Raw genomic sequence first — 11,258 nt, forward strand, 5'->3', positions numbered from 1 at the left:
TCAGGACTCCTTGATGAGGTGGTGGACCTGGGCGAGCTCGGCCTCCAGCAGCCGCTCCAGCTCCAGGTCGGAAGGCAAGGCCGCGTCCGCGGGAATGACGGGGGCGGCGGGCACGGGCGCGGGCGGCACGGCGCGCGCCGGAGCGGGCCGGGACGCGGACGCGGACGGGGCCTGGGTCAGGACGAAGTTCGTCAGCGCCTCCACCGTGGGGTGGTTCCAGAGCGCGGTGGCGGAGAGCCGGATGCCGGTGCGCGCCTCGATGCGGTTGCGCAGCTCCAGCGACATGACGGAGTCCATGCCCAGGGTGCGCAGCGGCTGGTCCACCGGGACACGCGCCGGGGCCAGCTTGAGCACCGTGGCCACCACCTGCCGCAGCTCGTCCTCGGCGCGGGCCCGCCGCCTCGTGGGCTCCAGCGCGCCCAGCTCGTCGAACAGCGTCCGGGACGCAGCGGTCGCCGGGCGGACCTCGTCGTTCCGGGCGACGGCGGGCCTCGCCACGTCGAGCACGCGGACCTTCAGCCCGTCGACGTGGAACAGGGGCTCGCCCGCGTCGGTGAACGCCACCAGGTCCACCTGGAACACCGGCGCCTCACCACCCGGACGGCGCTGCGCGTGGACGTGGAAGGTGCCTTCCGGGAGGCGGTGGAGCGCGAACCCGTCCACCCCCACGCTGATGAGCTGCCGTCCCCGGAACACGAGGCTGGGCGGCAGCGTGGCGATGGAGAGCTGGAGCGCGGAGTCGATGCAGGCCACCCGGGCCAGCTCCGGAGCCACCGTGGCGGAGGGCGGAAGGATGCGTCCCAGCGCCTGCGCCTCGCGGGACCAGACGCAGTCCACGCCCCGGAAGGCGGCGCGGTACTCCAGCCCGCAGCCCGCCAGCAGCTCGTAGTACCGCACGGAGTCCAGCAGCATCACCGCGGAGCCGCGCAGCGCGTCCCGGAGCGCCAGCGCCTCCTGCGCCCGCTCCCGGCCCACCGCCGCCGCCGGCCCCGCGTCCACCAGGGCCCGCGCGTGGGGCACCCACGTGCCGCCCTCGCCCTGGGAGAACACCTGGAGCTCGCGCTGCGCGTCGCGCACGGAGAGCACGGTCTGCACGCGCGGCGCGGGCTCGGAGCTCTCGCCCACGATCAACGGCTGCGGGAAGGCGATGTCCCTCAGCGCCACGGGCGCGTCCCCCAGCGCCTCCTTCGCGGCCCGCAGCGCCATGGACAGGAAGACGGCGCCGGGAACCACGGCGTCACCGCCCACGCGGTGGCCGGCGAGGAAGCCGGACACGTCCGCGCCCCACCCGGCCTGCCAGTGGTGCAGCCTCGGCTCCACGGCGGACGGGAAGTGGCTGCCCAGCAGCCCCTCGCCGCTCGGGCGGCTGACGGCGATGGGAGCACGGACCACGGGCGCCGGCTCCAGCCAGAAGCGCTCGCGCTGCCAGGGGTAGGAAGGCAGCGGCACCCCGGGGCGCCCCGCGCGGGTGACGGCGCTCCAGGCGGGCTCCAGGCCTCGCGTGTAGAGCGCCGCCAGGGAGCGCAGCAGCGTCTCGCGCTCGGACTCGTTGCGCCGCAGCGACGGCAGCACCTCGCCCGGCTGGTCCACGTCCGCCAGCTCCTGCTCCACCGCGGGCAGCAGGATGGGATGCGGGCTCATCTCGATGAAGACGTCGTGTCCCGCCTCACGCGCGCGCCGGACCGCCGAGGCGAAGAGGACGGGGTCGCGCAGGTTGCGCACCCAGTAGCCCGCGTCGAAGTCGCGGCCGTCCGTCACCGCGTCCAGGACCGTGGAGTGGATGGGCACCGCCGACGGCGAGGGCCGGACGTCCGCCAGCACCTCCAGCAGCTCGGCCTTGAGCGCGTCCATCTGCGGGCTGTGGGAGGCGACATCCACCTTGACCCAGCGCCAGAAGACGCCTCGGGCCTGGAGCGCCTGGGAGATGACCTCCAGCGCCTGCGGCTGGCCCGACAGCACGGTGGAGCGGGAGCTGTTGCTCACGGCCACGGCGACCTGCGCCTCGTGGCCGCGCAGGACCTCCCGGGCCTCGTCCAGCGTGAGCTCCGCGGCGAGCATGGCGCCCTGCCCGCTCACGCGGCGGAGCAGCTGGCTTCGGCGGCAGATGATCCGCGCCGCGTCCGCCAGGTTCAGCGCACCCGCGACATAAGCCGCCGCGACCTCGCCCATGCTGTGGCCGATGACCGCCTTGGGCCGCACGCCCCAGGAGCGCCAGAGCGCGGCCAGCGCCGCCTCCACGGCGAAGAGAACCGGCTGCACCACGTCCACCCGGGCCATCCGGGACGCGGACTCGGACGCCTCCAGCTCCTCCAGCACGGACCAGCCGGTGAACGCATGGATGGCGGCGTCGCACCGCAGGAGCTCCGCGCGGAAGACCGGCTCGTCACGCAAGAGCTGCCGCGCCATCCCGTGCCACTGCGAGCCCTGCCCCGGGAAGACGAACACCACCGAGGGCGCCTTCGCGAGCGCCGGGGTCACCAGCCGCTCATGGGGCTCGCCCCGGGCGAACGCATCCAGCGCCTGGGCCAGGTCCTCCGTTCCGCGCGCGACCACCGCCAGCCGCTCCGCGTGGTGCGTCCGGCGCAGCGCGGCCGTGGCGGCGACGTCCTCCACCTGCGTCCAGGGCGCCTGGCGCAGCGTCCCGGCCATGCGCGCCGCCAGCTCCCGGAGCGCCTGCGGGGTATGGGCGGACAGCGGCACCATCGCGTCGCGGGGCGCGGGGGGGGCCGCCCCCGCGCATCCCAGCCGGAACAGCGTGGCGCGCGCTTCGTACAGGGCCAGCCGCTCGTCCTCGTCCCGCGTGGTGGACGGCAGGACGACCGGAGGCGGCTGCCGGCCCTCGGCGGCCTGCTGCAGGGCGCCCACCAGCACGGGGTGCGGGCTGAGCTCCACCAGCGCGTCCACGCCGTCCGCCACCAGCGACGCGAGCACCGGAGCCAGCCACACCGGCGTGCGCAGGTTCTGGCCGAAGTAGCGCCCGTCCACCTCCGGCCCCTCCATCCGCCGCCGCAGCGCAGTGGAGATCATCGGCAGGCGCGCGGGCTTCGGACGCAGCCCGGCGAGCACCGCCTCCAGCTCCGGGAGGATCTCGTCGATCTGCGGGCTGTGCGCGGCGACGTTCACGCGGATCCGCGCGCACAGCTCCTTGCGGCGCTTCAGCTCCGCGAGGAGCGCGTCGAGCGCGGCCGGGTCTCCGGACAGCACGGTGGACCGGGGGCCGTTGTGGCCGGCCAGCACCACCGCCCCGTTCGTGGCCTCCAGCAGCCCGGTCAGCGCGTCGGGCGGCAGGTTGACCACGGCCATCCCGCCCCGGTCCGCCAGCAGCTTCTGCAGGCGGCTGTAGTGGTGGATGACGAGCGCCGCCTCCTCCAGGTCCAGGATGCCCGCGATGTGCGCGGCGGCGATCTCCCCCAGGCTGTGCCCCACCACGACATCCGGGGTGATGCCCCAGGCGCGCCACTGCTCCGCCAGGGCCACCTGGAACGCGAAGAGGAGCGGCTGCACCACGTCCACGTCGTCGTAGCGGGCGACGCCCTCCGCCTTGAACAGCTCGTCACGGAGCGACTGGCCGGAGTGGACCGCCAGGGCCGCGTCCACGCGCTCGAAGGCCGCGCGGAAGGCGTCCTCCGTCAGCAGCATGCGCCGGCCCATGCCCACCCACTGGCCGCCCTGCGGAGCGCAGACGAAGGCCACCTTCGGAGGCCGGCCAGGCGCCATCCCCAGCGTCACCGTCCCCGCCACGCCATCCAGGAACCCGCCCAGGCGCGCCTCCAGCTCGCCCCGGGTGCGCACGCACACGGTGAGCCGCTCCGGGCCACCAGAAGCCTCCGGCGCCAGCGCCGCGTGGAGCGCGTCGAGCGGCATCCCGGACCGCAGGGCCTCCAGCGCGCGGCGGGCCTCGCCCTTCAGTCCCGCGGCATCGGGCGCCGCCAGCCCCACCCAGGCGAGCCGCGACGGCGGGGCCTCCTGGAGAACGACGTGGGCGTTGGTGCCGCCCCAGCCGAACGCGCTGACGCCCGCCACGGCCGGCCCGTCCGGCACCGGCCACGCGCGGGTCTCCCGCGAGACCTCCAACCGGAGCTCCTCGAAGGGGATGAGCGGGTTGGGCCGCGTGAAGTGGAGGCTGGGCACCACCGTGCGCTGCTCGACGCACAGGCAGGCCTTGAGGAAGCCGGCGATGCCCGCGGCCCCCTCCAGGTGCCCGATGTTGGTCTTCACCGAGCCGATGACCAGCGGCGGACCCTCGCCGCGCGCCTTCGCGAACACAGCCCCGAGCGCGCCCGCCTCGATGGGGTCTCCCAGCGCCGTCCCCGTGCCGTGCGTCTCCACGTAGCCCACCGCGCCGGGCGCCACGCCCGAGCGCGCGAGGACCTGCCGCACGAGCTTCTCCTGGGCCTCCGGGTTCGGCGCCGTGAGGCCGTTGCTCGGCCCATCGTTGTTGCTGCCCGTGGCACGGATGACGCAGCGGATGGTGTCGCCCGCGGCGAGCGCGGCGGAGAGCGGCTTGAGGACCACCACGCCCCCGCCCTCTCCGCGCCCGAAGCCGTCCGCGCTCGCGTCGAAGGCCTTGCACATGCCGTCCGGTGACAGGCCGCCGAAGCGGGACAGCGCCACCATGGTGTGCGGCGAGGCCATCACGCTGACGCCACCGACGATGGCCGTGGTGCTCTCCCCCGCCCACAGGCTCTGGCAGGCCAGGTGGACCGCCACCAGCGACGACGAGCACGCCGTGTCGATGACGAGGCTGGGCCCCTGGAGGCCCAGCACGTACGACAGCCGGTTGGCGATCATGTTGAGCGCCTGCCCGGTGGCCGTATGCGGCGTGATGCGCCCCGGCTCCGCGCCGCCCAGCTCCGCGTAGTCCCGCCAGATGGCGCCGACGAACACGCCCGTCGCCGTCGCGTGCAGCTCGCGCGGGACGATGCCCGCGTCCTCGAGCGCCTCCCACGCCAGCTCCAGGAACAGGCGCTGCTGCGGATCCATCTCCGCCGCCTCGCGCGGGGAGATGCCGAAGAACAGCGGATCGAACCCCGCGATGTCCGGCAGGAACCCGGCGCGGCGCGGCACCGGCGCGCTGGCACCGCCCATATCCGCCTGCTGCAACCGTCCGTCCGTCCAGCGCCCGGTGGGGACCTCCGACACCGCGTCGCGTCCGGAGCGCAGCAGCTCCCAGAACGCGGTGAGGTCCGGCGCGCCCGGAAGGCGGCAGGCCATGCCCACCACCGCGATGGGCTCGTCGCGGGCCACGGAAGGCCCGGCGGCCTCCACGGGCGCCGGGACGTCCGCGTCCCCCGTGGCCAGGTGCCGCATCAGCGCATCCACGCTGGCGTGGCGCCAGAAGACCGTGGGAGACACATCGCGTCCCGCCAGCTCCGTCAACGCCCTCCCGAGCGCCACCGCGCCCAGCGAATCCAAGCCGTAGTGGCTGAAGGGCCGGCGGGAGTCGATCTGCTCTGGCGACAGGCCGTTGCGGCGCGCCAATGCCTCCAGCAGATGGGAGCGGATCACGGACAGCACGGAGGCATCCGTGACAGGAGCAGCGTTCGTCGGCGCACCCAAGGCAATTCCCCCTGACAGCCCTTCCCCAAGGGCTCGGTTTCCACGTCAGCGCAAGGCAGACCCCGCCCGCGCCTGAAGCAACTCAAGACACGACAAGACCGTCACCGCGAACGCGGACTCGCGCGCCAGCGCGAAGGGCCTGGGCGCGAAACATCGGATGTCTGGGAGGAAGCCCCGGGGCGTTGCCGGGGCCCCGGGCACTACGCCGTGCGCGCCGCCGCCCCAGCCGGGCGGGTCCACGCGAATTCCTTCAGCGCCGGCTCCAGCTCCACGCCGCCCAGGTGGTTCGCGTAGTTCACCAGCACCTGCTGGGAGAGGGCGAGGATGACGTCGAGCGCGTTGGCGCTCGTGAAGCCCTGGGCCGTGAACCGGCTCCAGAGCTCGTCTCCCACGGTCCCCTTCTCACGGACCACCGTCCGGGTGAACTCCGCGAGCACCTCCAGCCGCGGATCCGGCAGCGTCGTCCCCGACCGGAGCGCGGTCACGAGCGCGTCCGGGACCTGGAGCTTGCGACACAAGAAGCTGTGGAAGGCCATGCAGTACGAACAGTCGTTCTCCCAGCCGATGGTCATGATGACCACCTCGCGCTCCACGGGGCCCAGGGAGGACTGCGCCAGCAGCGGCCCCATCTGCGCGAAGGCCTGCGTCATGCCGGGCGACTCCGCGATGAGCCCCAGCAGGTTCGAACGGAAACCGGCGGACTTCTCCACCGCGGCAAGCACCGGACGGGACTGCTCCGGAGCGCTCTCAATCGTATGAATCCTCAGTCGCCCCAAGACTCATCCTCCCCACGAATTGGAATGTTGGATTCAGTTGACAATGCCACCGCGAGAAATGCGTTTCAACAAAGAATTACATTCATTTCAATTTTCCCTTGCGCCTTTCGCGACTGATTTATGGGGATTTTCTGTATGATTATCGCCCGAAAAATCACCAGCAATTTCGGCATGTTGAGAAAATTTCGGAAGAATCGACAGGTCCGGCGTAACGCCAGCCAGGGGTCGCGACCTTAATCACAGGCAAGCCGCAATCCTGCGGCATCAGGAGTTCTCAATGTCCCGTCTGAACCTTGTCGACCTTTCGCACGCCACGCTCAAACCCATCAAGGAGAAGCTGGGCGCCAACCTGCCTCCGCCGGTCCGGGTGCTGGCCAATTCGCCCGCGGCGATGAGCGCCTTCTTCGCGCTGCACGGGACGCTGGGCCAGGGGCAGCTGACGCCGCGCGTGCGAGAGCAGATCGCCCTCGCGGTGGGCAACGCGCAGGGCTGCCGCTACTGCGTCTCGCACCACACCCAGCTGGGCCGCAAGACGGGCCTCTCCGATCAGGAGCTGGATCTGGCGCGCTCCGGCAAGGCGCCGGACGCCAAGGTGGAAGCGGCGCTCCAGTTCTCCCGGCAGATCGCGGCGCGCCGCGGCGCGGTGACGGACGCGGAGCTGGCGGCGGTGCGTGCCGCGGGCTGGACGGACGGCGACGTGGTGGAGATCCTGGCGCAGGTCGTCGCCACCACCTTCGGCAACTACCTCAACCACCTGGCCCAGACGGAGATCGACATCCCGCCCGTGGACCTGGTCCCGGCGGCGGTTATCGACGGAATCCACGCGTGACAGCGACCTTCGAGCCCGGGGCCCGCTTTCCCGACCTGGAGTTGCGGGACGGGATGGGCAAGCCCACGCGGCTGGCCGAGGCCATGGGCGGCGAGGCGGCGGTGGTCTTCTTCCTCCGCAACGCCGCCTGTCCGGTGTGCCGCAACCATCTGAAGACGCTGGCGAAGCGCCAGGGTGACATCGCGGCGAACCAGGCGAAGGTGATCTCGGTCATCCCGGACGGGCCCGAGGAGGCGCGCGAGCTGTCCACCTGGCTGGGGGTGCCGGTGCCGGTGCTGACCAGCGGCACGGGCACGCACGCGGAAGCAGGTCTGGAGCCGATCCTCTGGGGCAAGCTGCAGCCGAGCGGCACCGTGCTGCTGGCCCCCTCCCGGGAGGTCGTCTACGGGAGGCAGTCCGCCCTGCCGCCGCTGGGCTTCAACGAGAAGGAACTGATGACCGCGCTCGCGCGCGGAGCGCATCGCCCGGTCTAGACGACGCAAGTCGTCATGCGTCATCCAGGTGTTCCGGCCTTCCCCCTTCGGCGGCTTTCGCCGAAGGGGTTAGGATGGCGGAGCCATGCCTGATGACAGCTCCCCGGACTCCGCCACGGAACGCGCCCAGTTCCTCTCCTGGATCACCCTGCTCGTGCACCAGCACCGCGCGCGCCTGGTGACGGCCGCGAGGCGCCGGGGGCTGCCTCCCGAGGACGCGCTCGACTGCGTCCAGGACGCCTTCGTCACCTTCCTGCGGATGCCGGAGGCCTCGACCCTTTCGGCCCGCTCCAACGAGGTCGAGCGCCTGCTGTCCACGCTGGTGGCCCACGCCGCGCTGAACCAGCGGCGCAAGCTGGCGCGCCGGGCGCTGCCGACCGACATCGAGCTGTCCGACGTGGCCTCCGACCTGCCCTCGGCGGACACGCTGGTGGCGGAGGCGGAGGCGCGGGTGAGCCTGGTGCGCTGCGTCCAGCAGCTGTCGCAGATGCAGCAGGCGGTCATCCGCCTCCGGCTCCTGGATGAGCGTCCAGGCGAGGAGGTCTCCTCGCTGCTGGAGATCTCACCGGAGAACGCGCGCATCCTGCTGTTCCGCGCGCGCCAGCGCCTGCGGGAGTGCCTGGTGCTGGCGATGAAGGACCCGGGGCCGCCCGACCTGGCCGCCGCGGAGACCGCGCCGTCGACCCTGCAGGACAGCGCCGCGGCCCAGCGCCTCCGGCACTCCTGAGGGGGCGCTACAGCACTTCGGCACCCAGGTCGGGGAACACCTTCCCCACCTTGCCGAGCAGGTAGTCCCCGTAGGTGCCCTGGAAGGCGTGCACGCTCCGCCGGTCCCACCGCTCCGCGTGGTCGTCCGCACCCGCGTCCTTCAGCGCGGGCGAGTCGATGGCGCGCACCTCCGCGGTCCAGTCCGGATCGAAGAAGAACGGCAGGGACAGCCGGTCGCGGCCGGCTCGGTTGAGCACCCGGTGCGGCGTGGAGCGGTACACGCCGCGCGTCATCCGGTCGAGCATGTCCCCGATGTTGCACACGAACGCGCCCTCCACCGGCGGCGCGTCCACCCAGCGCGTGTGCCCGTCCTGGCGGGTCTTCACCTGGAGCCCGCCCGCGTCGTCCTGCTTGAGGATGGTGAGCACGCCGTAGTCGGTGTGCTCGCCCACGCCCCACACCGGCAGGCCCTGCGCGTCCACCTCCGGGCCCGGCGGGTAGTTGAAGATGCGGAAGAGCACGGTCGGATCCGCCATGTACCGGGTGGCGAAGAAGTCCGGCTCCAGGTCCAGGCTGAGCGCGATGCCGGACATCAGCGCGTGTCCCAGCGACGTCAGCGCCGCCATGTACGCCAGCACCGCGCCGCCCAGCGCCTCCGGCTCCCGGGGGAACAGGTTCGCGCCGTGCAGCGGAGTGCCGGCGCGCACGCGTGGATCCTCCGGCGGCAGCTCCGTGCCGAAGTACAGCCCCTCCTTGCGGTCCGGCCGGCCTGACGTGAGCTCCCCGCCCACGGGGAAGAAGCCCCGCCACGCCCTGCCCCCGCGCGCCATGCGCACCCGCTGCTTCTCCTCCTCCGGCCGCGCGAAGAAGTCCCGGGCCAGCGCCTCCAACCGGGTCTGAAGCCCCACGTCCACGCCATGGCCCACGACATAGAAGAAGCCGGTGTTCCGGCAGGCCGCGCCCATGCGAGCGGCGGCCTCCCTCCGGGCCTGGAGGCTCGACGTGGGGTCGACGAGGGCTCGGACGTCGATGAGGGGCACGGTCTCCATGGGGTGGACTCTAGCCAGACCGGGGCCCCTTCCCGCTACCCTCGCGGTCCATGACCTCCGCTCGCGTCCCTGGCTCCCCGCTGCGCGTGGGCCTCCTTGGCTATGGCTTGTCCGGCTCGCGCTTCCACGGGCCACTCATCGCCGCGGAACCCGCCTTCACCCTGACCGCCGTGGCGTCGAGCCGCACGGAGGCCGTGGCCCGTGACTGGCCGGGTGTCCGCACGGGAACCGTGGAGACGCTGCTGGCGGATCCGGACCTGGACGTGCTCGTCGTGTGCACGCCCAACGCGTCGCATGCCTCGCTCGCGGAACAGGCGCTTCGCGCGGGCAAGCACGTGGTGGTGGAGAAGCCCTTCGCGCTGGACGTGGACGAAGCGCTGCGGCTGGACGCGCTCGCGAAGGAGCGAGGGCGCTGCCTCACCGTGTTCCATAACCGGCGCTGGGACGGCGACTTCCTCACCGTGCGCCAGTTGCTGGAGCAGGGACGGCTGGGGACGCTCTACAGCCTGGAGAGCCACTTCGACCGCTTCCGGCCGCAGGTGAAGGATCGCTGGAAGGAGCAGGACGTGCCCGGCGGCGGGACGCTCTGGGACCTGGGCTCGCACCTCGTCGACCAGGCCGTGCAGCTCTTCGGCCTGCCAGAGTCGGTGGTAGCGGACCTGGGCCGGCAACGTCCGGGCGCGCGGGGCACGGACTGGTTCCATCTGGTGCTGCGCTACGGCGCGCTGCGCGTGGTGCTGCACTCCGGCTCCGTGGTGCACGCGCCGTGGCCCCGCTTCGTGTTGCAAGGCGACCGCGATGCGTACGTGAAGCACGCGCTGGATCCGCAGGAGGGACAGCTCGAAGCGGGCCTGCGTCCCGGCCACCCGGACTTCGGCCGCGAACCTCCGGAGCGCCACGGCCGGTTGCTCGCCTCGGGGGAAGCGGTCGCCACCATCCCCGGAGACTACGGCCAGTTCTACCGGCAGCTCGGCGCCGCCATCCTCCACGGCGCGCCCGTCCCCGTGACGGCGGTGAGCGCGAGCGAGACGGTTCGGGTCATCCAGGCCGCCATCCAGAGCGACATGGAAGGCCGCCGCGTTCCGCTGGCTTCACTCGGCTGAAGCGTCAGAGCGTCTTCTCCAAGACCACGAACGTGGGCGACGCGTAGCCCGCGTGCGTCCCATGGGAATGGAAGACGTAGCCCTGACGCGCGTACCACGCATGGTGCGACGTGAGCGCGAGCCGCACCGACAGCCGCACGCGCGTCTGCCCCAGCTCGCGCGCTCGGGACTCCACCGCTTCCATGAGGCGCAGCGACGCGCGCTGACCCCGGTGCGCGGGCAGCACCGCGAGCCGGTCCAGGTACAGGTGATCCCCCTTCGGGTGGAAGAACACGCAGCCGAAGAGGATGCCGTCCGCCTCCGCGACGAAGGCGCCGCCGTCCGACAGCTCGCGCCGCACCACGGCCTCCGTCTTGTCGTGCGCGCTGGAGGGCGGATCCAGGCGGCCCCGGTACTCCTCGAAGGCCTCGCGCAGCACCTGGGTGATCCGCCCGGCGTCGGAGGGCACGGCTTCGCGGATCCGGAAGGGCTCGGGCATCCCCGAAGTCTAGTGGAAACGTCAGGCGCGGGCGTTTCACCACCACGGTGAAACACCGCTGAAACATGTCACCAGAGACCGGGCGTGGAGCGGATTTCCCGCTCTGTGCCCACCGCCCGCGGGGCCGCGCTCCCGAGCGGGCTGACAGCCAGGCCCTCTCGCCCAAATCGCTGCGGGTGTGTCGGAGGGCCTGTCTACTATCCCGCGCGCTCGCGAGCCCGGGGACCTGTCACATCTCCTCCACGAGCGTTCGCGAGCCCCCCTCCCAAGGAGTCCCTGGCCC

General features: G+C 72.5%; 8 protein-coding genes. 4 read left to right on the forward strand and 4 right to left on the reverse strand.

Annotation, left to right across the window (positions count from 1 at the left end):
* Together JYJ93_RS24895 and JYJ93_RS24900 are read right to left on the reverse strand one after the other, a co-directional pair.
* Complete coding sequence (locus tag JYJ93_RS24895; protein WP_206795303.1) at positions 1 to 5,517, reverse strand: type I polyketide synthase; 5,517 nt, start codon at positions 5,515 to 5,517, stop codon at positions 1 to 3.
* 242 nt (positions 5,518 to 5,759) lie between these two features.
* Positions 5,760 to 6,335 (reverse strand): carboxymuconolactone decarboxylase family protein, encoded by a 576-nt coding sequence (locus tag JYJ93_RS24900; protein WP_206795305.1) that lies wholly within the window; start codon positions 6,333 to 6,335, stop codon positions 5,760 to 5,762.
* 277 nt (positions 6,336 to 6,612) lie between these two features.
* On the opposite strand from JYJ93_RS24900, the gene JYJ93_RS24905 reads away from it, so the two are divergent.
* The 3 genes from JYJ93_RS24905 to JYJ93_RS24915 all read left to right on the forward strand — a co-directional run bounded on the left by JYJ93_RS24905 (position 6,613) and on the right by JYJ93_RS24915 (position 8,364).
* Positions 6,613 to 7,164: a carboxymuconolactone decarboxylase family protein gene (locus tag JYJ93_RS24905; RefSeq protein ID WP_206795307.1), complete on the forward strand. Its 552-nt coding sequence runs from the start codon at positions 6,613 to 6,615 to the stop codon at positions 7,162 to 7,164.
* On the forward strand, positions 7,161 to 7,637 hold the full coding sequence (locus JYJ93_RS24910; RefSeq protein ID WP_206795309.1) for a redoxin domain-containing protein: 477 nt from the start codon (positions 7,161 to 7,163) through the stop codon (positions 7,635 to 7,637). Before JYJ93_RS24905 ends, JYJ93_RS24910 begins: the two co-directional genes overlap by 4 nt.
* A gap of 85 nt (positions 7,638 to 7,722) precedes the next feature.
* Positions 7,723 to 8,364, forward strand: a complete 642-nt coding sequence (locus JYJ93_RS24915) for a sigma-70 family RNA polymerase sigma factor (RefSeq protein WP_206795311.1) — start codon at positions 7,723 to 7,725, stop codon at positions 8,362 to 8,364.
* 7 nt (positions 8,365 to 8,371) lie between these two features.
* Here the strand turns inward: JYJ93_RS24915 and JYJ93_RS24920 are convergent, their stop codons facing one another.
* Complete coding sequence (locus JYJ93_RS24920) at positions 8,372 to 9,394, reverse strand: isopenicillin N synthase family oxygenase (protein WP_206795313.1); 1,023 nt, start codon at positions 9,392 to 9,394, stop codon at positions 8,372 to 8,374.
* Positions 9,395 to 9,444: 50 nt separating this feature from the next.
* On the opposite strand from JYJ93_RS24920, the gene JYJ93_RS24925 reads away from it, so the two are divergent.
* The gene (locus JYJ93_RS24925; protein ID WP_206795315.1) at positions 9,445 to 10,497 is read left to right on the forward strand and encodes an oxidoreductase; all 1,053 of its coding nucleotides are present in this window, start codon (positions 9,445 to 9,447) and stop codon (positions 10,495 to 10,497) included.
* 4 nt (positions 10,498 to 10,501) lie between these two features.
* On the opposite strand, the gene JYJ93_RS24930 is transcribed toward JYJ93_RS24925, so the two are convergent.
* Entirely contained in the window at positions 10,502 to 10,975 is a 474-nt protein-coding gene (locus JYJ93_RS24930) for a GNAT family N-acetyltransferase (RefSeq protein ID WP_206795317.1), read from the reverse strand.
* Between the last annotated feature and the right edge of the window lie 283 nt (positions 10,976 to 11,258).

The sequence above is a fragment of the Corallococcus sp. NCSPR001 genome, assembly GCF_017309135.1.
Taxonomy (GTDB): domain Bacteria; phylum Myxococcota; class Myxococcia; order Myxococcales; family Myxococcaceae; genus Corallococcus.

What these genes read in the sequence shown, in the direction of transcription:
- JYJ93_RS24905 (WP_206795307.1), top strand. Translation starts at nt 6,613, where the DNA reads ATGTCCCGTCTGAACCTTGTCGACCTTTCGCACGCCACGCTCAAACCC.
- JYJ93_RS24915 (WP_206795311.1), top strand. Translation starts at nt 7,723, where the DNA reads ATGCCTGATGACAGCTCCCCGGACTCCGCCACGGAACGCGCCCAGTTC.
- JYJ93_RS24920 (WP_206795313.1), bottom strand. Translation starts at nt 9,394, where the DNA reads ATGGAGACCGTGCCCCTCATCGACGTCCGAGCCCTCGTCGACCCCACG.
- JYJ93_RS24925 (WP_206795315.1), top strand. Translation starts at nt 9,445, where the DNA reads ATGACCTCCGCTCGCGTCCCTGGCTCCCCGCTGCGCGTGGGCCTCCTT.
- JYJ93_RS24930 (WP_206795317.1), bottom strand. Translation starts at nt 10,975, where the DNA reads ATGCCCGAGCCCTTCCGGATCCGCGAAGCCGTGCCCTCCGACGCCGGG.